The sequence below is a fragment of the Hafnia paralvei genome (assembly GCF_020150375.1).
Classification (GTDB): Bacteria; Pseudomonadota; Gammaproteobacteria; order Enterobacterales; family Enterobacteriaceae; genus Hafnia; species Hafnia paralvei.
Genome location: NZ_CP083737.1, coordinates 1,324,560 through 1,347,584, shown reverse-complemented (window position 1 = coordinate 1,347,584; position 23,025 = coordinate 1,324,560). Strand labels below are relative to the sequence as shown.

The window sequence follows — 23,025 nt, the reverse complement described above, 5'->3', positions numbered from 1 at the left end:
TTATTATTTCACCGATGTGAAATCGGGTCCTTTAAACATTCTCACAGGATTACCCCGTGTGATTTGATGATGAAACATCCTGCGTTGAGCCTTAATTTCACTTTGCATATTTTGCTGCTGTTGCTCGAGCTTATGAGCAATTAACAGCTTCGCCAGCCGTTTATTCGCATGCTGGCTGCGTTCGGTTTGTACTTTAACCACGATGCCGCTGGTAAGGTGAGTTGCGCGAATGGCCGATTCCGTTTTATTAACGTGCTGCCCACCGGGGCCGGATGATTTAAGGGATTCAAACTTTATTTCTCCCTCTATCACCACGTCCTCAAAAGAATAGCGGGCGACGCCGATAAACCAGTTTTTTCTGCCATTTCCGCCGCGCCATGGGCTTTCACACGTCCATTGCAACGTGCCGCACCAGGTATCGGAAATTTGCTCTGCTGCATCTCCATCAAGCGAGAGCAAAACGGAGCGCAAAGTCCCGGAACGGCGGGCCGGTTCTTGTTCTGCAATAGTGACTTCCACACCTTCCGCTGCCGCTTCTTTTTGCAACTGCTTTAAAGCCAGTGCGACGGCTAAAGCACATTCATCCGGCCCCTGAGCTGACGAGATCTGCAATAAAATCATACGGCTTCTCCGCTGGTTTTATAGGTCAGAACCGGTTTGAGGCGAGCAACCACCGCGATGAGCCCGGCTTGTTGCAGGGAATCAATAACCGTATCGATAGGCTTATAAGCCTGCGGCGCTTCCTGATAAATCAGCTGACGGTCGCGGCAAATAACACGGCTGCCAAAATGTGTGCGCGACATTTGATCGGCAGTGAATTTTGCAGACAACCGATCTTTGCATTCCGAGCGCATCCATTTCCTGCCTGCGCCGTGGGCCAGCGAAAACAAACTTTCTGCGCTGGGCTGTGGCTCCACTAAATAGCTGAAATCACCGCGAGAGCCGGGAATAACAACTAGCCCCCGATTTGATGGAGTGGCACCTTTGCGATGAAGCCAGCCATCAACGCCATTAACCGACGCTTTCTCCAGGAAATTATGAGCAATATCAAGCAACTGCTCCCCATCGGTGCGCAGGCGTTCCATCATTCTGCGTGCAATGAAGTGGCGATTGCGGGCGGCAAAATCCAGCGCGTGCTGGTGCTGGCGCAAATAATCGCTGGCTTCCGGCGAATCCTGCTCCAGCCCGTGATGCCCGAACTGGCGAATATGAGCTTCCAGAATTGCCTGGCCTAATCCACGGGAGCCGCTGTGTACCAGTAAAATCAGCCGTTTTTTATCAAGGGCTGAAAGCGGGGTAAATATCTCATCAACCTGCAAAAACTCAGCGAAATGATTACCGCCGCCAATGGTGCCTAATGAATAGTGATGGCTAAATTCGGCGGGAATATCAGCCAGAAAATGTTCTTCCAGCGGGCCATCGATATTTCCCAGCCGTTTTTCCAGTTTATCCAGCGACTGTTTAGCGACAGCTAAATCCGTCTGCCACACGGACATACCGCAACCAATATCATTGCCGATCAGTGCGGGATAAAAACGATGTTGTGAAAAGAAAGCGGCACCGACGGGGTAACCACGGCCGGGATGTAAATCTGGCATCCCTGTAACCTGGACCATATCGGGTAGATTTGCCGTTGTTTCGAGCTGTTGGATTGCTTTGCCTTCAATCCAGGTGTGTTCAGACGCGATATATGAGACGCGTGGCGACACGGAGCGAATAATATTGCTCATTAAACCAATCCTGACGATCAATTATTAAATTTAGGATGTGGCAGGCCGTAGCCAGAGCAATACCTGAAAACCAAAAGAAGACAGGGCGATTATGCCTGGGAACGAGTCCTGCAAAGGGTAAACATAGCTTGTCGTTGCATGGTGTGACCTCCTTTGCTGAGTAAGTGATAGGGTTTAAAACGGGGCGATACTACATAATAAAAAACGCTCTGACAAGCAGGTTTTTTATTTTTGGCGATTTTAGCGAGTGAGATGCGACTATTTCCGTATTCTGAAACAGACTGAATTATACCTGAATATTTAAAACACCCACGACAGTAAATATTATTTCCTGATGATTTTATAATATTATTGTTACTGCACCTCACTCTAATTCAATACAAAGAATATATATAAAGAGTGATAGTATATTTGTAGTGGCGTGATTAAACACAGATATTCCATATATCCTACAATGGCTTATAAGTTAAATATCCTGCAATACCGCCACCACCATCCTTCGGGTGGTGGGTGCCTTCCATCACGGCAACTGATGGAAAGTCGAAAGGTGAAACGTTCTCAATACACGCAACGTTAACACCATATTGTTCAGGGTTTGAACGGCGTTGATGGAAGGTGTAGATGCCGCAAACCGAGCAGAAAAAATGTACCGCTTGCTGGGTGTTAAAACGGTATTCGGTAAGCTTATCTTTGCCGCGAATTATCTCGATTCCGGACAGTGGTGCAGATACCGCAATGGCACCACGCATCCGGCAAAATGAACAGTTACAGCGGCGCGCGGTATTAAACCCATCGCTAAGTTCAACGGTAAAGGCGACGGCACCACAATGGCATTGAGCAGGCATTTTTTGGTTCATAGCAACCCCGAGTGTGATTTCTGACTTTCATTATCTTAGTGCGTATTGGGCACAAGGCATCACACAGAGGCCGTTTTTTCGCGTCATGTTTTGCGACAAAGGAACAATTTTTAAGGAGGGATTGAAAACAATGATGGGATTTTAATTAATTTGACTTGTTATTTGTCTAGAAAGCTAGAAACCGTGTCGTGAAATATTTGATAACTGATTGATTTTAATGGTACCCCTACAGGATTCGATATTAACCACTAATAAACTGTATTTTATGTAGCTTTTTTCATTCGATAATTCACAACACCCCCAATAATACCCCCATATACTTTTTCTCCCCTACATATCTTATAAATTGCGACCAGTAGATTGGTTACATAGCCGGACAAAACATAGCCAAATTTTTCTACTTTTCACAATCTCAAAATTCTCTCTATATAAGCAGAAAGTGGTCGGTTAGGTTGGTTAAGTCGGTTATTTAATCTAATACACTGATAATTATAGATAAATTTTCCGCAATTTACCCGACTTGGGGGTCGGTTAATAACCGACGAAGGTAGGTTAAGTTTAAGTTTGATGTGGTGACTGGATCAAAGATATGGCCTCTGGAGTAGCTGGATGGACTACTGTTGAGTTCCCAGACCAGAAGATAGTGATGAGGCGGGATAAGGCTGAGGAGCTGATGAAGGCGCTCAAGAGAGCGATTGATTATGTTGATGCAGGGATCGAGCATCCGAACTCGCGTTTCTTTGATGACGACTGATTGCTGATCGGTTGTCCAGCGCTGGAAAAATTAACATATCTGAACTACATAATGCTTAAGTTATCCTAATAACTCAAAGTGGTTATATGGCGACTGAGTGGAATTATATATGTTCAAATTATTAGCAGTGTTAATTATTGGAATGACTCTATCACTGCAAGCCGATGCTAGCCGTGGACGTAAGCCTTGCTCTGGCTCTAAAGGTGGCATATCTCATTGTACAACTGACGGGCAGTTCGTTTGTAATGATGGGACGATTAGTAAATCGAAGAAGATTTGCCGCTGATTGATGCCAACCTTAGGGTGGGTTGGCTAAGACCGGTTGGAAGGATTGCTTTGAAAATTATCAGGTGTGCCGTAAAACCCCGATCTTCAGGGCGGGGAGGATGTCAAGGAGATTACTAAATGATACGAATAGGAAGGCTTCTTCCAGGAGGCGTTATCGTTGAAGAAGGTCAGCACCGTCCGATAAAAGGTGTTGCAATACTTCCTACGCGTGATGGCGATACCGAAGAAGTAGTTGTTTTTGCAAAACAAATCTCATCAAGGAGCATTTCCACAGAGATTACATGTGCAGCGCTTGGTCGATGCCTTTCACTACCAATACCAGAGCCAGTAATCCTCTTTGATGAAAATGACCTGCCATTTTTTGGAAGTGTTGACACTGCCTATCCCAGTTTTTCTCAATACATTAATGATGCATCAGATAAAAGTGTTCTTGAAAAGTTGGAATCATGGCCCCTACTTCGTAAGGCTGCATATTTTGATGAGTGGATAGCGATGGACGATAGGCACAATGGAAATCTATTGTTCAATGGGGATGGTTTTTACTTAATTGATCATGAGTCTGCCATACCTTCTGGGTTGTCTCCCGAGCAAAGTGGCATTGAATATTACTCAAATCAACTCCTACAAATTGCCAGCAGCCTCCTTGATCGGAAAAACGAACTTGCGGTGCAAATGGCTGCAAACGAAGCTAGAGCTTGGTCTGTTTCTAACAGACAAGAGCCTATAGAGAACCTTGATGTGGTGCTATCCTCAAGCGTACAAGAAAAGACAAAAAATCAGATTTTGTCTTTTCTCGCCGCTAGAATAGAAGTGCTTGGTGATATACTCTATGAGCAGATCAAGCCCAAACAAGTACAGATGGACTACGATGCTAAACCTTGACCACCTCTTAAAGACAGCTCCTCAGATGCCGACAACAATCGGCAGCTGGATGCCTGTGTATCTTGAGCCTATGCTTGGTTCAGGAGAGAGGCTTGTGATCATTGTTGCCGCAGTCACATCGACAGGAGAGGTTTTAGTAAAACCAGCAATTAGGAAGGAAGTTATAGAAGCCATGTATGGCTTCAAATCTTCTGGTTTCACTAATATGGTTGAACTGATTTCTACTAGCTTAAGCTGCCATCTTAACCAAAATAAATCATTTACTGGTTGGCAGCCTCCGGTTACTGGTATCTCGGTTGGAGAACCACGCCAAGCAGCATCTTCTAGCGCCACGGGCATCTTAAGGCAAGCAGTTTCCTTATCATCTAGCCTTTCTTCATTACTTGATGATGAAATTTCACCGTCCAAAAAACGTACAGACACAACAAAAGAAAAAGACCGTTGGTCAACTCAACTCATTGATGCTGTTATAAAAGAAGATATTCACAGAGAAGTTTTTTTTAACAGGCAATATGTTTTTTCTGACGGGCATAGACCTGCAAAAATATTTTACCTGAGTGATTATGCAGCAATAAATACAGGGAAATTATTACCATCAAATCTAAATGAGCTAGTTAAAGATGGTAAGGCAAAGATTTCAGATTTATCAATGATAAAGAAAAACAGCAACCTGTTCGAAAGAAGCACCCATGAAATGGTTGTATTTCGTCCATCAGACGACAATCCAGCTTACTCGGAAAAGAAAATTGCATTGATAAATAGTGCTTTTCTTGCTCTTCAGGATCTGGCTCATGCCTATGATGTAAGCATAACTTCGGTAAACACAATCGAGCAAGCAGCTAGAATAATCTTGAAAACAGCAGCCTAGAAGCATAACCCCGCCACCGCGCGGGGTTTTTATTACCCAGCTCATAACTCAAAGAATCATCCGCATTGCTATCTTAGATTTACCCCGTACAATCCGCGCCTGACAATATCCATCTGAATCACTTAAACGCATTAGCGATCCACTTTTATTGTCGCTGCGCCGGCCTGTTATATACACTCTGATTTTTCTAATACTTACGGATTTCCTTCGAACTTACTCAACATAAGCTCGCTAGAGTGATGGGAGCATTATTCAGAAGGAATTAAATACTCTCGCCATTTGTTAAGAAAATTCCACAGTTCTACATCTGAGTGCAAATTATACCTCCTCATAACTTTCCGTTTTCTTTGGCTTGCCATTTTCATTCCTATCCCTAGAATATTACCAATTTGAGACACGCTAAAACCTTTATCTAAATAATAGATTACACGTTTTTCACCTGCTGTTAATAATAAGCGACGGCATGAACGGCATTTTTCTTCTTTTTTTTCGTTTGACATAGTCCAAGCTTGAGACACCTTATGACGAACTTGCTCAACAGAGTCAGTTCTTCGGATAAAAACGCTTCCTTGCAAACAGGGGAATAGGTTCTCAACAATTGGCAAATTTTGTCCGATGCTAATACCAATAAGAAGGAAATTTTTTTTATGATGACTAAACATATAAGCGCAAATTCGGTCTATTCCTGCACTGAATGGTGTTACATAGATATCTGCATCACGTAATGCAACTGTTGCTGAAACTCCATCAATCCGTTTCAGAAGCATCCCCATATGTTCAGTGAAGATTTCCTCTAATAGGCACCACACACCGGAGCTATAGGCTTGATTAGCATCCTCAAGGTATACTTTAATCTCTGCTGGCACTCCCACCTCCTTCATACATCGAATCAGCATAAATCCACCAAGCTAGTTTTGAAACCGGCAGGCAAGCCTTTGCTTATTATAGTGTTAAAATCAATATCATGGCACTACTATTGTCACTGCGCCGGAGTCTTGCATACGCTCCGGCGCAAACTTATGAAGTACTAGCAGGCTCATTCATTACGCAAAAGCAGATCTACCTTTTTCTTCAAATCTGCTAACGCCATACCCAGTTTTTCCCTCTCCAGCTTCTCAGCCTTTAAGGCTGCGACCAGAAAACCAATCACCCCCATAGGCTCAACACCATAGGTTAAGTTATTTAAATCACTATCAGGTTCAACACCTTCCACCTCCCCTTCGTCGTTATATTTGGGGACTAAAGGCGATTTTGTGCTGATGATATCAGGGAGGATTTCTTTAAATTCCTGAGCAATGATCCCAGCAGATGGAAGCCCGCTATCTTTGAATAGGTATGTATAACCGTTAACTTTGTCCAATTTTTCAAGCGGGTTTTCAATCGGTTCAATGTTATCTTTTGCATCTCGATCACACGTCTGAATAAGTGAAACGCATGATATGTTTCCTTGCGTATTAAAATCCCCATTCTGACGCATGGAAAAATATTTTTCGGTTCCCGGCTTGGTTGCCGCTGTTGTGACAAAGACTAAATCACCAAAATTCTCACAAAACCAATAGGCCATTTGCAATAGTGTGGATGGATACTTAAACCCATATACACCCCAGCTGCTAGAGCTAGTAATTACGTGCACTGAGCCACCAACGTCTATTGGGGTAGTAACTCTCCCGCCTGCTTTATTATTCACCGTATCCCATCTTGGGTCGGTTTTAATATCGTTTATTTGTGTGACTATTCCACCCCATGCGGGGCCAGTAAAACTGCTGCCATCTGGAAGTTTTACGGTGACATTTCCTGTCGCACTAAATACCTGCTGCCAATTCTGTTTATCGTAATTCAGTCCACGCAGAGCCTGCGCTGTTTCTGCTGCAAGTTGCGCAGTAATAGCGTTCATTGTATCGCGTGGTACTGCTGACCATGCTGCCCCCGCTTGAGTTGGTCCATCATAATTTTTGAGCAGCGTAACGCCAGTGGCACTATTTACGGTTTTAACTGGCAGCGTATAGGTCACTCCACCCACGACAGAGACGATAAAGTCCCCTGCCTTTAAATCTGTGGTAAACGCCGTTCCTGCACCCGATACCGCTGCAGAGTTATTTGTTAAGGTTATTGTCCCTGCTGACATAATGGCCTCTGACTTTATGAAATAAAAAACCCGCGCTCGGCGGGCTTATGGATTTTTAGGATCTAGACGTTGTGGTATAGAGTGGCGTCAAGTATTGGGCATGGAAGTGGATAATTGGCAATATTTGGCGTGGCGCCCCCCGTATTCAGACTGGTGTATTGATTTCGCGCTGACCGGCCAGATCCCACATTCCTACCATTTATCGTGAAACCTCGAATGGGTATAGTCCATAGGCCATTATTGATGGCGTCATAGCCGCAACGTCCCAGCGGTATCATTGGCTTATCTACGCCAGTATCGACGGTACCCGTTCCAATGTTTTTCGTTGTTACTTTTGAGAATGGAATATGTGCACTGCTATATACCAATCTCCCCGACTTATTCCAGATTGCTAGTCCATACTTCGGCAATGTTAGATTGGGAACTTCTCCGAACGCCGTGAGGTAAAGAGTCGTTGCGGCCGTTGATGAAATAGTTTTATCTGCATGGTTCATTTCAACCACTGCAGATGGGTTACTCCACCAGCCAAATACTGCATCTCCGGATCCGGCTATATCTGATACGTTAATCGTCGCATTAGCTGCAATAGAGCGCACGGCGTTGGCACGAACATAGCCGATTTTAATTGTGTCTGTGATAGCCTGTGGTGATGTGCCACCAAAGAATGCTACCCCATATGAATTACTACTTATTTTCGGGAAGGTTGTTGTTTGGTATACGCTAATTGATAGCGGTGCCTGCTGCGCACCAGGAGCATCGAGTTTAGTATTGAAATTTATAATCAAATTACTACCACTACGAGTAAATCCGGTAACGCTAACAAAATCCACGCCGACATAGGGCGATGGCGCAATGATTGCCGCGGTTGATACGTTGTATATCAGCACGATTTGCGCCGATTCTGGCACGCCCCCCAACACATTGAAGGTCATAGAGGTCGCAGTTGTATAAGCAAGATTAAATTCAAGCTTTGTAACAAACGTCAACATGCCGCTTGCAACGTCGGCAAGGTTAAACATCCTCCCCGTATTTGGGTTTCTCACCGCTAGACCGTAAGCCATATCTCCACCTTAAAAACAAAAGGTGGCCTAAGCCACCCAGGGAATTACCAAACGCCCGTTAATCTTCCAAATTGCGCCAAAACCACACCATTTTCATCCCTAGATGTGATTGTTTGGTTGGTCTGTTTCATTGCCCCCTGACCCGGTGTACTACCGTAGTTCTCAAAGGTACCATTTCTAAAACCAATTCTTAACCCAACGCTATTCTCAACAAAGTTATCTGATTGTAGATAGTCAGCAATTTTTGCCGATCCTATAGAAGCCTTTTGAATAAATGCGTCATCGATGAACACCTGCCCATTAACAACTGCAAACGGTGAGTACTGGGTATTACCGCTTCCGCTCATTAAAACAAACTGATCGGCATTGAACCCTATGCGAGTAACAACTGGTTTCCCTGTAGGTGCCAACACGGCTATCGACATGCCTGCATTATAAAAAACACCATTTATGCGAACGCCAGCTTTAAGAGCATGAATTGCCGTTGCACCATCAGCATCTACAGTTGCCGTTAGCTTGTCTTCAAGGACAGAGGTCACATCCTCAAACTGCGCCTGAACCTGAGTTTTCATCTCGGCCATAGCCCTATCAACTTCGGCAATCGTTGTCTTTACTACCAGAATATCCGCGCGAACCTCCCCGTATTGTGCCCACTGATGCTCTACAGTGGCGTTATTGGCCAGCGCATTTTGTATGATCCCTTCAATATTCGTATCAATATCACTGGTTAGCTTCTCACCATCTTCAGAGGTTAAAAATTCATCCCCAATGCCCTCCAGATAATCCCCCGCGTTACCGTTTGACGCACCACGGATCCACCCCGTCCAATCCCCTTGATTACCAGTACGATCAACAAGGCGCGCGCTATACCAAAACTCCTGCCCAGCCTTTAATCCAGTTTGCGTATAGCTTCGCTGTGGATAAGGAATATCAGAAAGCAACATGGCATCACCGCCGCCAGCGGTTGTGGAGTATTGAATTTCAGTTTTTAGCGTATCTTCAGCACCATCTGGAAATCCCCAAGAAAGCAAAATCCCCCACAATAGTGGATCAGCCTTGAAACCTACAGGCAACGGCGGCTTTCCTTCTTTCCCATTAAGCTGCGTCTCAAGTGACGTCGCCCACAGTGAAGAAATATCGCTGGCGTTGATAGCACGAACGCGGACTAAATAACGACCCGCGTAAATACCGGGAACCTCGAAGCCCAGTGCCGACGTGCGCGGGACTGATACCCAGTTACCGTTATCTTTTCGCCACTCAGCCTCATACGCTATCGCATTCTTCACCGCGTTCCACGTCGCACGCAGCGTAGTCACCGCAATCCCTTGGTTGACGCTTGAATAGCTGGTAATGAGAACATTTTCTGGTGCTACCTGAACACCCGGAGGAATAACGGAAATGGGACGTTCGTCTATGCGTGCGCCGGTATCAATCCGTGCATATTTGTCCGGATCATGGTAAGCCCCAACGATGGTGTATGTGTTGTCGTTGTTGTCTGCCACACTCACAACGCGGTAGAGCTGCACTGCGAGTTCATCAGCATCAACTGCCCATACTGATTCGGCCTGCGGAGTTTCACTATAGCTCGTTGTCACCGTAACAAGGCGACCATTTACCGACTGCACCGTTCTGGCCTGACTGATACCAGAAGGTAGATTAACGATCAGACGGTCACCGCTCTTAATGTCTGGCTCGCGGTCGAGGCGAACATTTCGCCCTTCAACGCTGCTAATGCGGCCTCCCATAACTCGCCCTGAGAGCATCTGATCGGCAACGCCAATAATATGCCCCGGAAACGGGATTAAACCATCGAGCCCCACGGAAAACTCAACCGTTCGGTCTTGGCTATTACTCAATAATGCCCAACGGCCACGGCGATTAGCCTCGCTTTGACGCGTACAACCAATGGCCGTGATCTCGGTCTGATTCACCCCATAGCGGCGTACTAATGCATTTTCGAACACCGACTCGACAGCATCGGCATAATGATTGGCTGGGTCTGACCATCCCACCATAGCTGTGGTGTACCGTGTGCGTTCGCTCGAGGCTGAGTATGCAAACTTCCCATTGATAACGTTGGCGCGCGTATATGTGTAATCCAAGTCTCGCGGCATATCTGCCAGTGTCACAATCTGATTTTGCCCGTAACAGGTCATACCGCGGAATATCGCGGCAAAGTCCGTTAGAACGGTCCACGCATCTTCACGCGATTGAATGTACACATCACACTTAAAGCGTGGCTCCATACCATCCGCGCCGCGTCCATCGGGTACCAGTTGATCACAATACTGCGCAATACGATAAAGCTCAGATTCATCCACCTGCGTGGAGTCAATGCGTTGGCCTAACCCGTAACGATCAGAGACCAAGATGTCATAGAACACCCATGCTGGGTTATCAGTCCATGCCCACTTGAACCCGCCCGTCCAGACACCAGAATATTGCCGCGTGACCGGTTCATAATTATCCGGCACTCTGACGATCATCATCTTTGGTCGGCATGTCACTTTAGGGATGTTTTGAAACTGCTTGGCGTTAAATTCCACATAGAGAAGCGCCGTATTGGGGTACGCTAATTTTGCATCGATAACTTCGGTATAAGCCTCTACATTCATCGTATCGGCAATACGACCACTATTAGCGTTGGAGGTTAGACGGCGAACACGCAACTGCCAGCCGGTTGTCGCTGTGGGTAAGTCGATACGGTGGCTGCGCTCATAAAGCGTTGTCGTTTTACCATCAACCGCAGATTTGAGCACCTCACGATATGCGCCACCGTCCGTGGCCACATCGATAGCGTATTCAATTTTGTAGCCGTTCACATCGCCGTTATCTTTTTGCTGCTGCAATGCAGGCCAGCCGAACCGCAAACGCACTGCAGATAACTGAGTATTGTTAACCGCACGCACCCACGGCGCCGAGCTCTTAAGTTCGGTGCCAATGGTGATTTCATTCTCAACAGCAGGGACGCCTTTGATATATTCCTGCGATTGGTTACCGGGACGAAATTCCCAACTTACCCCCTCGAAATTCGAGCTACCGTCCTCATTAGTGAGCGGCGTTCCATCTAGGAAGATGTTGGTACCATCAAGGCCACCAGCCCATTCCCCCTCACCCAATGCGAGCAATATTTTGGCAATGGCCATCGACTGGATACTATCGGGTGATTCAACAGGCGTATGCCCACCACCGCCGCCACCTTTATGGCCTTTAATCTCGTTTATCATATTTCACCCATAAAAAAACCCGCCGCAGCGGGTCATGTGAATTGATATATTTATTGCTGGTCTTCGGTATATATCCCAGCGGAAATAACTGCCCCGCCGATCTCTCGCTCACCATAACCTATGGCAACAGGATTACCCTGAGCGGTACTGTTAACAGGACCGCCAAATGCATAGCTGGGTTTGTTGTCTGGATCTTGTCGCATTCGAATACCAGCTTGTTGGGGTGATAGCATTTGGACTACACCGCCGAGCGCTAATGACGCACCCGTTAATGCCAAAGCGCCACCCCATACACCAGATGCCCCAAATGCACCTAATACCCCGACACCCGGTGCGGCAAAAGCCATAGCTGCACCGATTAACGCTACACCTAATATTGTTTGGAATAACCCTCCACGCTTGCTACCAATAACAACTGGAACTAAGTGAATATCCTCTTTCCCCTTAGTCATTTCTATTTCAGACTCAGGTATGTTGCGCTTTCGATCATTGCCAACAAAAACAGCAAATGTGAGACCTCGCTTGTGAGCCTCCAGCAAAAAACCTTCAAAACCGTCTAAAAGATTTTTAGCAGCTTTAATCATCTTTGGGACTGAGTCTCCCCGATAAGAAAATTCACGTCCAAATCGACCAATTAACGATCCATGAAACACTATTTTTCTCAAAGGAACTTCGATAAAAGCCATTTTAAAACTCCATAAAAAAACCCGCCGCAGCGGGTTTACAGAAATCATTAATAACTATAAGCAAGAGTTTATATCTTCGATTACTTCATTCTTTCTTGTATCTGGCATTAAAGGCCTAACCGTCCCCTCACCATAATAAATAACTTTAACGCCTTGGCCTTCTCTGGTTATATCAATAAATTCAAAATTACCAGCTAATGGGGAAAGAGATACTCCATTATGAATTTGCTTAGTTACAGTATTAGATCTAACACCATTGAAGGTTCGTTCATCAAGATGAGAGACAAGACACGCCACTACCTGATCTTGAGTCTTACTACTAATAAATGATTGAGTTGGTTTTTCCCTTATTTCACTAGGCGTCATACCACATCCAACTAGGCCAAACAGTGTTAAGGATAAAAGAGTTTTTTTCATATCAGCATCCCTTTAGTTAATGCTCAAAGGGTACCATAAGCTTTATTGGTTAATCAGGCTCATATGTCTGACTATCTTCACAGTTCGATCTTTCCAGTATCCCCCGTAGGGAACACGCTGGCTCAACATGTTGTACATATGATGCAATAGCATCCCATCATCTAGCAGAATACCGGCATGATTCGCGACCGGCGCGGAGACTTGCATTATCACCATATCGCCCGATTGAGGTGGGCCGCTAAACTCACGAAAACCGCATTCGTACCAGTTATCAAGATAGAGATTTTCACTACCTGACTCCCACCATGGATAATCAACGCGGTAATCATTAAGCACAATGCCATGCGTTTGCCGGAAGTAGCTCATAACCAGCCCCCAGCAGTCGGTATGCCCTAATACAAAGGCGCGCCCCACCAGCGGCAATTCCACGCGCGGCATCACGGTGCGTAAGTCCCCTTCAGGATAACTCACGATATGCCACGGTATTGCCATCGCATCACATTGCGCCTTATCCAGCTCACTCGGCTGCGTGGTGGCATCGGGATGACTATGAACAATCCCCGTTACGGTTCCCCATTCTTCTGCTGCAATATAATCCTCTGGAGATAAATGAAACTGTTCCGTGGGATTTTCTGCGATATTACGGCAGGGGAAGTAACGCTCCACGCGTGATTTCTGCGCCACCACGCCACAGCATTCAGCCGGATAAACCTCTGCAGCATGCGCCACGATAGCCTGTATCGTTTTCTCTCTCATACTATTGCCTTATCAGTGCTGCTCCCGGAAAGCCGCCAAACGGCACCGGATTATTTTCACCAAAGCGCTTTTGGCAATCGCTGAGTAACCCACCGCACTTATCCTGACTCGGATCATCAACCGGCTGCCCATTCTCATCAAAGTAGCGCGTCCCCGCGTAATCACACCCTTTGCCTGTTCGGTACCAGCCGCGTGAGCACCATGTACACAGCGAGTGGATTTGGCGCGTCGGTATTTGTAGGCCACGTAAATCGGCAGGGCTCGCCAGCTCAAACTCAACGGTTTCATCGTTTTCGAGTGATTTACGGTCGATATAGTAAACCTGCTTTTTTTCCTGCTCGGGATCTGCGGTAGGATTGCCTTCGGGGAAGTTATTTGCATCGAGATAATGTGCCAGCGTGTCGTGAATAGTCACTTTAGCCTGCGCCATATCTTCAAAGCGTAGACAAAGCGCAGTAATCGAACCGTTTAAGTTAGCAAGGGTCAATGTAGGCTGGGCTGTGCTACCACTCGTCGCCATTTCTAATCCTTCTATTTGGCAAGGCCATGCACCGTATTCCTTTCCTTGCCACCAGATAGATTTTGCGGCGAGCTTAGCGTTATCCCCACCAGCCGCAGTGATTTCTTCCGGCGTATGAGACAGGTTATAAGCATGAAAACGCAATACTTCATCCAAACCAAATGCGGAGCCATCGACTTCAAACAAACGAACTGTATTACCCGGCTCCAATTTTTGATAATCACTATTTAGTGACATTAGACCTCCACAGCTGAAAAGGTTTGCTCAAAAGTCGCCGAGACTGTTGCTTGCGTTTTGCCGTTAGGAATTAATCGGATTGAATCTGCGCTGATAATGTACAACCCTTTATCACCATGCGGAGGCGTCCAAATAAATGCCTTAGTACAGTGACGACGACAAAAATCACGGATCGCAATGGCCACGCTCAGAGAGCCACGAAAAGAATAAGAAAACTTTATCCGCTCTGAGTTAATGCCACTTTCAGATACCTGCTTATATCCATCACCAAATTGCACCTCGCGTATTGTTCTGGCGTACTCCGTCGTGGGCTGTCCTGCGATCTGTGTAGGCCACATAAAAGTTTCAATTGCCATGAGCGTTCCTCAATGAATACGCTGATTAACGACCTTTCATCGCGTTAAAAAGCTGTCCTCCCGGACGAAGGGATTTACTAATATTGTCCTGACAAAACTGATCGAGCATTTTCATCATGGTTTTGCTCACAGCTTCACTGCCACCAGATGACTTAGATGTGGCTGATCCGTCATTTTGTAAAATAACGGTATTATGGAAAACGGGGCTTCCGCCGCCGCCACTTCCCGCCACCACACCTAGTTTTCCATTGGCGCCACGGCGTAAAGGTAAAATAGCCTCAGGGCCAGCTTCTCCCATGACACCACCCCCTTTAGCGAATGCAAAAAACGTCGGCTTATCGACAACCGAACCACTGTATGCGCTCAAACTTGCGGAGGAATACACCCCGCCTTTTGCATTGGCCTCAATGCCGCCCCATCCCATCGCACCAGCCAAGGATTTAACGCCATTTACCAGAGCCATTTTTACGAGAATTTCAGTCAACATACTGAGAATGGAACTGGTAAAGGATTTGAAGTCTGCTTTACCCGTCGTCAAAAAGGTGGTGAGTTGAGAACTTAAACCGGTCAGTGCTTGCCCTCCGGCATCTTTCATCACGCTATAAGCATCTGTTGCTGCATCTGCATAATCCGCCCACGCTTTTTGCCCTCCGGCCTGCCAATTCGATCGCAACTGGTCCTCTTGCTCCCACGTTTTTCGCTGAGCATCTAGCATTTCATTGAGACGAGGATTATCTTTCTGACCTGAAAGCAGTTGAGAGCGCTCGAGTCCTCGCTGCACCTCTCGGCTGGACTTTGTTTGGCTAGCCAGCAATGCGTCCCGCTTAGTTTGCTGCTGAAGAAGATACTTATCGGCCTGATCATTGAGGCGATTTAATCGCTCCTGTAAAACAACCTCGTCACCTACCGCGGCAACGCGGGCTTTATATGCCAATACACTCGACTTGCTGGCTAATAACGATTGTTCCTGCGTGGTGAGTTGGCGCTTAGTCGCAGCGGCCTCTAATACCGCGAATTGCGCCTGCGATTTCCATAAGTCTTTGCGCTGCTGGCTGATAACATCTGTCACCGCCTTGTGTTGTTGCAGAACCACCAGCTGCGCCTGCAGCGCTTGTAAATCAGCTTGACTTGATTCCTCGGCCTTATCACCCACCGGCGCTTTATACTGGGGTCCTTTACGCGTTTTGCTCGCCTGCTCTTTGGCAAAGCGCGCATTTTCACGCTTAACCGCCTCATCTTTTGCAGACTGTGATGCGTAGGAATTCTTGATCCGCAAAATCTCACGCTGATGTTTTTCCTCCGAGGTTTCATACTGCCGCTTGAGATCCTGGTCACTTTGAAATTGGCGCTTTTGTCGCTCCTGCTCTTTTTGCTCAGCGGCTGCTCGCGCTGCAGTCACTGAATCCTGATAGGATTTCTCACTCAGTTCACCCAGTTCTTTTTGCAGGCGGGTAACCAGCGCCTTTTGGCTACTGACCCGCTGAGTCTCTTGCTGCGAGATCAGAGAGTCATTTTTACGCCCATAGCCATATCCCGTGGAGTCCGCCGCCCCCCCACGTTGCAGACTATCTAGATCCTTTTGAGCTCGCTCGAGCTGTTGGCGGGTAGACTCTACCTTGTCTTTTAGTGTGCTCTCACGCCCGACATTCAGCATCTGATCCCACGCGCCGGATGCAGCATTGCCTAACCATTTCCACGCGCTCTCCAAGTCTCCGAGATTATTTTTAATATCGGCACTTCGAGCACGCATAGCATTAGCGTAGGTGTCCATCGCTATCCGAGCAGCATCCGTTGTACGTCCCTGCTCTGCCAGTGTAGTGATCTGCTCGAGTTGGGTTGCCGTTAGAAAGTGCAGCGTTTTATCCAGTTCCAAAACCGACTGCACGGGATCATCCTGCAAGCGTTTAAACTGCCTGATTGTCTCATCCACGGACTGGCCTACGCTGGCCTGCATCTTAGCGGCAGTATCTGCAATCATCGTAACGGCATTGCCAGAAAAACTACCGCTGCCCACCACTGAGGCTAACGCACTCGACATGGCGCCCTGAGTGATACCGCCGCCCGACAGTGATTTCGCCATAGACTGTAGTTCAGCCGATGTTTTACTCGCATAATTACCCGTTAGAATCAGTTGCCGATTAAAGGCCACGGCTTCTTCTGAACCTTGGTACCATGCTTTTCCCAGCACATAGACCGCTGTTGCAATCCCTCCCACAACGGCGGCTAAGCCTAATCCGCGTAGGCTCATCAATTGTTCTATCCATCCAGCACGGTTCGCCAAGGTAATGCCCGACCCTCGCAAGGCCCCAAAGTTACCTCGAGCCAGTTCCCCCACCAAAACACCCAGTTCACGACGCGCTGCCGCACTTTGTATGCCAAGGTTGCGGGTTGCTGTTTTAGCTGTCTCTAATTTGCGGATATACAGTTCTGCCGCATCACCAGCCCCGACTTGAGCCGCTTTGAAACGCAAAAGCTCAGTACCAGAAAGTTTCTGTGCGACAACCTGAGATTTTAGCTGCTGTAGAAATCGCGCTTTTTGCTTACCAGCCTCCGCCTCCGCCAGTGCCGTTTCTTTAATACGTGCGGAAGAATGCGATAGAAGAGTGAGATAGTCTTGCTGGGTAATGTTGCCATTTTTCCGCGCGGCACGGATCTGTTCCTGAATGCGCCCAAGCGATTGCATCCCGTTACTCAGCTGCTTGGTACCATCAATTTGTCGAAAAAATGAGGCCGTCAGCGCATCCTGATCGCGACCTAATGCCGCGCTCTGAGACTGACTCTCCTGTAATTTTCGGTTCAACTCCGCGACACGTCGGTGAGTTTCATCGACCGCTTTAGATGCTTTTTCCCAATCCTTTTTGAGCGTATCGGCCGTAGAAGACTGCTGAGATTTAACCTCGCTCATTACCCGAGCATTGGTATCCCCCATCCCTTTGATTGCGTTGGTTTGACTCTCCACCAGCTTACGCATTCGATCCGATGAACCATCTGCATCTTTCCCCATGCCTGATAGTTGCCCACGGATACGCGCCATTTGCTCTTTAAACGTGGCAGTATCTACATCGAGATTAATAACTAAGTCGCTAATTTGTTGGGACATATCGAACTCCCCCGTAGGCACCTTCACCGATCAGCATAAGTTCATCATCCGTTTTAACCTCTTCACGTTCTGGCTGGGAAAGCAGGCTAAAATCTTCAGCGCGTATTTCGCCCCCACTCGCGAACACGGTCACAAGCATCTCTTTCATCGTGGCAAACTCCGCATCCAGTAACTGGTCACTAAACGGAGTTAGCGCAAAATAATTTGCCCAATCTGAGAACTCGGTGGCGCTCATTTCACTGAGCATACGGCGCCAGTCTGGGCGCCGAAACTCATGAGCCAGACGCTGTGCAAATGCCCGCTCGCGGGCCGCTATTTTGCCAGCGGCTTTTCCTCTACCGGCTCAACGGTATCAGGCGAGGGAGCAGCCTCGTCTGCTGACTTGGGATGCATGCCGCTAAGCGCTAGCACTATTTCCACCGCTTCGTTAATTGCTTCGCTAGGCCATGTTTTTTGGATAGTTTGGTGAAGCTCATTTTCATCGCACTCTGGTGTTTCATGGGATAACGAGCGAGAAATCAGCCATGCATTTACATCCACATTAAGACGCACAAGCTGCGCTGTATGACGTAAACTTTCGCTTCCCTCATCGCTAATGGCTTCTTTCGAGGCTAAATAATCAAAATACTCCACGCGCTGTAATGCCGAGATTTGGTGCAATACGACAGACTGGCCGTTGTACTTAAACGTTTCTTTTTTCAAAAACATGACAAATACCTATAAAAAAGGCCCCAGTCAGGGGCCATTGAAATGAAATAGAGCGAAGTTACGCCACGGTAAACGTTGCTATGGCCACATGTTGGCCATCATTCGTCATGCCGATAATTTCGACTTTTCCCGCCTTAACACCCGTGACCGTAGCAACCTTATCCTTTACCACGACGGTCGCCGTTTTTAGATCTGATGATGCAACCCGCAAAGTGTTATCCGTGGCATTGTCTGGCTGAATCGCGAACGTGACACTTTCAGAGGCGCCAACCGCAATATTGCCGGTCGCAGGGGTGACGGTTACCCCAGTGACAGGGACTGCCGGTGTGCGTAAATCTTCAGCCAGTGACGGCTTGCCTGAGTTGGTAACTTTTACCGTGCGGGTAATGACTTCTTTCGCTGGGATCGCTTTGCCTAGGCTACTAATCCAACCACGGAACACATCAACCGCACCGTTGGGATATTTGATTTTATAGCCACGAACATCCCCTTCAGTAAACCATTCAACCAACCCTTGTTGGCCACTCTCTCCGGGTTTCCACGCGAGGGTAAAACTGGTATCCCCAGCAGATTTCTCTCCTTGCGCCGTGCTGCTCCAATCGGCGTTTTCATCATCGAGATAGGTATCATCATAGGATTCGGCGGTCATTTCGCCGGGTTGAAGATCTTTAATTTTCGCCAAACGCGACCAATCAGCATCGCTTAACGGGTTTCCATAAGGGTCACCCTTGCCGGTATAGAGCCATAGCGTGGTACCCGCACCTTTTACCGGTGCCAGTGGGTTAGGTGTTGTCATATAACATCCTTACATTGAATAAGTGAGAAGATAAGTCAGATCAACCGAGCCCCACGTCGCCATCTCCTCATCACGTTGGTAGTCATAACCTTGGGGGGTCATCGTCTCGATCAGGGTATCGAGCGTTGGGATATTGGACAGTGCGGGATAAATGTGCGACTCCATCCAGCTATCTAGCGCACTGTCTGGCTGGGCCGATTTAAGAAACACCTCAACATGTAACGCTGCTTGCCAACTATCCTCATCCAAGGTGTCTCCGGTGTATTCCGCATCAGAGAGATAAACGGCAACAGCGGGAAGATCTTGCTCATCAAGAAAGGCAGGGCGCCCATCAAACCATGTCACTGGCTCAGTAATTTCACGTTGAAGCTGTGACGTTACGGCCTGACGGATCTGGGTATGTTTGCTCATCGTTTGATATGTAGTCTCAGTTGATTTTTCAGCGCCGAGGCCAACTCTTTTGGCATGTCGCTATCGATAAGTTGTGACGACGATGCCATAAATGCTTCGGTCAACGGCCCAGACAGGGGGACCTTCACCACATCAATGGGATAACGGGCACGCCCAACACGGCGCATCACTTGCCAGCGGCCATTAGCTAGTTGCTGAATAAAAGCATTGCGAAAGGTGTAGGGCCCCACTTTAAGTACGCTGCCCTTACCGTGTTTGGCCTCTCTGCGACGAGAGAGACGCACACGCGCCGCGCCTAATTTGATCGCCGGAAGGTTGCCTCGATTTATTTTGATCGACGCAATTGGACGATCCGGTTTGGCCTTCCTTAATCGAGCTCGCTGCCTGACCAATTTGACAGGGAGCCCCTTTCGCCGGTTGTCATCCACTCGCGCTTCTTTTGCTACCTTACGCGTGCTGTGACTAATGGCTCGCGCGGCCACACGATTGACGGCCTGCGCCGTTGCCGTGGGCACCATTATCCGACTCAAGCTATTCAGATTTAGGATCGCCTGTTCAAGCCCTTTAACTGACATAACGCTACTCCAGCCAAATCTGAGGTTTTCCATTAAAGAGCTGATGACGGGTGACGATATAGGACCCATCATCCACCACCACGTTGTCGTTGCGGCGTGGTGAATATGCCAATGAAAAAACCACTAATGAAACACCATCCCCCTGCACAGGGCCCATTTCAGGCAATAGATGAGACTCAACGGCCGTATAAGACTGCCCATTGATGGTGACCGCTTTGCCAAAGCGTTCAGCGGTCACACGATCCATTTTTGCCGTGAGCTGCACAAACGGACTAGCCATTGAGTTTCACTTCAATCATGGCGCTATTTTTATCAGCAGCCTTCCATGCAATGCCTGCGGCCACCGCATCAGTAGCGTCCAATTGAATTTTCCCATCTTTTAGCGCCACTTTTTTCCCCATAGGGATCACGTCTGCCGCTAATTTTGGTAGCAAAAAGACACCACTTACCATTGCGGCCCCTGCATCGCCCACGGGAATATCAGTAATTGCCACACCGACAATATCGCCAATTACGATAGGTTCACCGCTGGAAATTAGGTCGGCGTTACCATTAACAACCTCGATCACATTGCCATCTTGCACAAAATTCGTAGCCATACTCTTTGCTCCACGGCCCCAATGGGGCCGGATTTTAGGTATAAAAAAAGCCCGTTAGGGCTGTTCACATCACATGTGTGGAAAGTTATTTGCCGCTTGAATACACCAAACCGCGATGATCTAACGGAGCTACACCGGCATCAATACGGACCTTAGTGGCAATCCCGTCAGTATTAAAGCCTTCTTGCTGATCGATATAGGGCACATCCACACCATTAAGATAAGCAACCTCAATCGTATCCGTCCCTTTAGCCGCCGCCAGATACCATGCGGCTGCATCTTTATCATCCAGACGGGCTTCACTGATGACGGTTGCAAAGTTCTGGATTGGGTTGATGATCCCCGCGTTGATATCGGCACCTTTGACGCTTACAGACTTAATCGTCTGATTAGCGAGTGTTTCTAGCGCTGTTGGTACCAGCATAAATGCTGGACGGATATTAAGGCTTCGATCACCTTCTTTTTGGGTTCGCATCAACAAGCGGGCTTTGTCCAAATTAGCGACATCAATCGCCCCAGTGCTTACGTTCTTGTGGTCTGGACTGAAGAGTTTTTTACCATCAGACAGCACGGCGTTCGCCGTAAGAATTTCATAAACCAGATCGCCAATGGTCGCCTTCGCTGCTCGGCCCATTTTCATCGGGACATCAGTTAACTGGTTTAGATCATCGTTAATCAGTGCCTGACGCGTAATTGAGAAAATTTCACCGTAGGTTGCCAAGGCAATTGACTCACCACGATCTTTGGTTGTGATGTATTTATACTCTGCCCCCTCTCGAACCTTACGCAGGGAAGGGAAGCCCCCTAAACCGACACGATGAGCGGTTTTAAAGTCCGACAACTGCCCTTTTTTAGTCCAGAGCTCGAAGGTTTCCTCCGCCTCTTCCCACCCTTGCAAGATCGACTTATTCGCGACATCGAGCAGGATATTGCCAAAATCCGATGTACTGTGGGTTAGCGCCAGCCCCACCATTTGAACAGGATTCAACGAGGACACGCCAATACCGCGCTCAGTCAGTGACATACGTGCATATTCACGCAATGTCATACCGTTGTAGACGTTATCATTCTGACGTTCTTCATAGCCTGCACGCGCCATAATCGCCTGACGAATACCGTCACCGGTGAAATTACCGTTACTCGCATGAATAAGGTTATGAGGCGTGTTCTTATTTGATGGCGTCGCATCTTTGCCCAATTCAGCAAGCAGTTTATCTTTCGCTTGCTCGACAGAACATTCGATATCCTCAATACAGGATGCCTGCAGGGTTTGATGCTTACCGCCAAACATCGCAAACAGGTCTTTAATACCATTAATGCGCTGTTTTTGTTCTTCTCGCGCCTGAGCGCGGATAGCGTTCTCATCAACCGTGGCTGGCGCAGCAGTCGGAGCTGCCTGTGGTGTTGATACGGGGGCTTGGGCCTTTGGCGCAATAATCATATTCTTTAATGAATTAGGCATGGAATCAAAATCCTCAATACGTTTTGAATGAATGCAAGCCATTGCCTGCACAGATGTTGTCAGTTGATCAGCAAAACCATGCTCCACACACTCTCGTCCAGAAAGCCATGTTTCAGCGCTCAGCATGTCGGCTAATTCGTCAGTAGTCTTGCCGGTTTTCTTGGCATATGCGGGGATAAGCACCGTTTCGACCTTATCAAGGAGATCGGCGTAATCACGCATATCATCCGCATCGCCCCCCGTAATGCCCCACGGCTTGTGGATCATCATCATCGCATTTTCAGGCATGATGATAGGGTTGCCGACCATCGCAATAACTGAAGCCATCGATGCGGCCAGCCCATCGATATAGACCGTTTTGCTCGCAGGGTGGCTGTTAAGTAAGTTGTAAATGGCAATGCCATCAAACACATCTCCACCCGGCGAGTGAATATGTAAGTTGATATGGTCTAACTCGCCCAGCGCTTTCAATGTGCTAGCAAACTGCCGCGCACTCACTCCCCAATAACCGATCTCATCAAAGATATAAATATCAGCAGACCGTTCTCCACTGGCTTTCATTCGAAACCAGTTTTTCTCCCCGTTCGCAGCCGCTCGCGGCGTCATAAAC

The 23,025-nt window shown here is 47.6% G+C and carries 25 protein-coding genes; 4 read left to right on the top strand and 21 right to left on the bottom strand.

The annotated features are described in order from the left end of the window. Positions 1-3 precede the first annotated feature (3 nt). The 3 genes from prfH to K9N75_RS06340 all read right to left on the bottom strand — a co-directional run bounded on the left by prfH (position 4) and on the right by K9N75_RS06340 (position 2,587). Positions 4-621 carry a peptide chain release factor H gene (gene prfH, locus K9N75_RS06350; protein ID WP_224452374.1) on the bottom strand — a complete coding sequence of 206 codons (618 nt, stop codon included), beginning with the start codon at positions 619-621 and terminating at the stop codon, positions 4-6. Next, positions 618-1,730: an RNA ligase RtcB family protein gene (locus K9N75_RS06345; RefSeq protein ID WP_224452373.1), complete on the bottom strand. Its 1,113-nt coding sequence runs from the start codon at positions 1,728-1,730 to the stop codon at positions 618-620. Before K9N75_RS06345 ends, prfH begins: the two co-directional genes overlap by 4 nt. A gap of 449 nt (positions 1,731-2,179) precedes the next feature. Then, on the bottom strand, positions 2,180-2,587 hold the full coding sequence (locus tag K9N75_RS06340) for a GFA family protein (RefSeq protein ID WP_008812684.1): 408 nt from the start codon (positions 2,585-2,587) through the stop codon (positions 2,180-2,182). A 589-nt stretch (positions 2,588-3,176) separates the two neighbouring features. On the opposite strand from K9N75_RS06340, the gene K9N75_RS06335 reads away from it, so the two are divergent. The 4 genes from K9N75_RS06335 to K9N75_RS06320 all read left to right on the top strand — a co-directional run bounded on the left by K9N75_RS06335 (position 3,177) and on the right by K9N75_RS06320 (position 5,379). Next, positions 3,177-3,341 (top strand): hypothetical protein, encoded by a 165-nt coding sequence (locus K9N75_RS06335; RefSeq protein WP_193765047.1) that lies wholly within the window; start codon positions 3,177-3,179, stop codon positions 3,339-3,341. 109 nt (positions 3,342-3,450) lie between these two features. After that, positions 3,451-3,627, top strand: a complete 177-nt coding sequence (locus K9N75_RS06330; RefSeq protein WP_224452372.1) for a YdcA family protein — start codon at positions 3,451-3,453, stop codon at positions 3,625-3,627. Positions 3,628-3,746: 119 nt separating this feature from the next. Next, the gene (locus K9N75_RS06325; RefSeq protein ID WP_025797728.1) at positions 3,747-4,511 is read left to right on the top strand and encodes a HipA family kinase; all 765 of its coding nucleotides are present in this window, start codon (positions 3,747-3,749) and stop codon (positions 4,509-4,511) included. Continuing rightward, positions 4,498-5,379, top strand: coding sequence for a hypothetical protein (locus K9N75_RS06320; RefSeq protein WP_025797726.1), 882 nt, complete (start codon positions 4,498-4,500; stop codon positions 5,377-5,379). The genes K9N75_RS06325 and K9N75_RS06320 overlap by 14 nt, the downstream gene beginning before the upstream one ends. 248 nt (positions 5,380-5,627) lie before the next feature. Here the strand turns inward: K9N75_RS06320 and K9N75_RS06315 are convergent, their stop codons facing one another. The 18 genes from K9N75_RS06315 to K9N75_RS06230 all read right to left on the bottom strand — a co-directional run bounded on the left by K9N75_RS06315 (position 5,628) and on the right by K9N75_RS06230 (position 23,021). Further along, on the bottom strand, positions 5,628-6,245 hold the full coding sequence (locus K9N75_RS06315) for a helix-turn-helix transcriptional regulator (RefSeq protein ID WP_224452371.1): 618 nt from the start codon (positions 6,243-6,245) through the stop codon (positions 5,628-5,630). Between the two features lie 170 nt (positions 6,246-6,415). Further along, positions 6,416-7,504, bottom strand: coding sequence for a tail fiber domain-containing protein (locus K9N75_RS06310; protein WP_224452370.1), 1,089 nt, complete (start codon positions 7,502-7,504; stop codon positions 6,416-6,418). Between the two features lie 62 nt (positions 7,505-7,566). Then, the gene (locus K9N75_RS06305; protein ID WP_095661880.1) at positions 7,567-8,565 is read right to left on the bottom strand and encodes a DUF6453 family protein; all 999 of its coding nucleotides are present in this window, start codon (positions 8,563-8,565) and stop codon (positions 7,567-7,569) included. A 44-nt stretch (positions 8,566-8,609) separates the two neighbouring features. Then, entirely contained in the window at positions 8,610-11,792 is a 3,183-nt protein-coding gene (locus K9N75_RS06300; protein ID WP_224452369.1) for a TipJ family phage tail tip protein, read from the bottom strand. Between the two features lie 50 nt (positions 11,793-11,842). Then, on the bottom strand, positions 11,843-12,478 hold the full coding sequence (locus tag K9N75_RS06295; protein ID WP_375374054.1) for a tail assembly protein: 636 nt from the start codon (positions 12,476-12,478) through the stop codon (positions 11,843-11,845). Positions 12,479-12,532: 54 nt separating this feature from the next. Next, the gene (locus K9N75_RS06290; protein ID WP_224452368.1) at positions 12,533-12,895 is read right to left on the bottom strand and encodes a hypothetical protein; all 363 of its coding nucleotides are present in this window, start codon (positions 12,893-12,895) and stop codon (positions 12,533-12,535) included. Positions 12,896-12,937: 42 nt separating this feature from the next. After that, complete coding sequence (locus K9N75_RS06285; RefSeq protein ID WP_224452367.1) at positions 12,938-13,651, bottom strand: C40 family peptidase; 714 nt, start codon at positions 13,649-13,651, stop codon at positions 12,938-12,940. Between the two features lies 1 nt (position 13,652). After that, on the bottom strand, positions 13,653-14,408 hold the full coding sequence (locus tag K9N75_RS06280) for a phage minor tail protein L (RefSeq protein ID WP_224452366.1): 756 nt from the start codon (positions 14,406-14,408) through the stop codon (positions 13,653-13,655). Continuing rightward, positions 14,408-14,764, bottom strand: coding sequence for a phage tail protein (locus K9N75_RS06275; RefSeq protein WP_095661694.1), 357 nt, complete (start codon positions 14,762-14,764; stop codon positions 14,408-14,410). The genes K9N75_RS06280 and K9N75_RS06275 overlap by 1 nt, the downstream gene beginning before the upstream one ends. A gap of 25 nt (positions 14,765-14,789) precedes the next feature. After that, the gene (locus K9N75_RS06270; protein ID WP_224452365.1) at positions 14,790-17,864 is read right to left on the bottom strand and encodes a phage tail tape measure protein; all 3,075 of its coding nucleotides are present in this window, start codon (positions 17,862-17,864) and stop codon (positions 14,790-14,792) included. Beyond that, a complete protein-coding gene (locus K9N75_RS06265; protein ID WP_051874090.1) occupies positions 17,848-18,111 on the bottom strand; it encodes a phage tail assembly protein T in 264 nt (87 codons plus the stop codon). The genes K9N75_RS06270 and K9N75_RS06265 overlap by 17 nt, the downstream gene beginning before the upstream one ends. A gap of 65 nt (positions 18,112-18,176) precedes the next feature. Continuing rightward, positions 18,177-18,572 (bottom strand): phage tail assembly chaperone G, encoded by a 396-nt coding sequence (gene gpG / locus K9N75_RS06260; protein ID WP_043491641.1) that lies wholly within the window; start codon positions 18,570-18,572, stop codon positions 18,177-18,179. 58 nt (positions 18,573-18,630) lie between these two features. Beyond that, positions 18,631-19,368, bottom strand: a complete 738-nt coding sequence (locus K9N75_RS06255; protein WP_043491639.1) for a phage tail protein — start codon at positions 19,366-19,368, stop codon at positions 18,631-18,633. Positions 19,369-19,377: 9 nt separating this feature from the next. Beyond that, complete coding sequence (locus K9N75_RS06250) at positions 19,378-19,779, bottom strand: phage minor tail U family protein (RefSeq protein WP_043491637.1); 402 nt, start codon at positions 19,777-19,779, stop codon at positions 19,378-19,380. Further along, positions 19,776-20,354 (bottom strand): phage tail protein, encoded by a 579-nt coding sequence (locus K9N75_RS06245; RefSeq protein ID WP_043491634.1) that lies wholly within the window; start codon positions 20,352-20,354, stop codon positions 19,776-19,778. Before K9N75_RS06245 ends, K9N75_RS06250 begins: the two co-directional genes overlap by 4 nt. 4 nt (positions 20,355-20,358) lie before the next feature. Then, on the bottom strand, positions 20,359-20,634 hold the full coding sequence (locus K9N75_RS06240) for a hypothetical protein (RefSeq protein WP_043491631.1): 276 nt from the start codon (positions 20,632-20,634) through the stop codon (positions 20,359-20,361). After that, positions 20,627-20,953, bottom strand: a complete 327-nt coding sequence (locus tag K9N75_RS06235; protein WP_043491629.1) for a DUF2190 family protein — start codon at positions 20,951-20,953, stop codon at positions 20,627-20,629. Before K9N75_RS06235 ends, K9N75_RS06240 begins: the two co-directional genes overlap by 8 nt. 85 nt (positions 20,954-21,038) lie before the next feature. Further along, a complete protein-coding gene (locus K9N75_RS06230; protein WP_326490415.1) occupies positions 21,039-23,021 on the bottom strand; it encodes a ClpP-like prohead protease/major capsid protein fusion protein in 1,983 nt (660 codons plus the stop codon). Positions 23,022-23,025 lie beyond the last annotated feature (4 nt).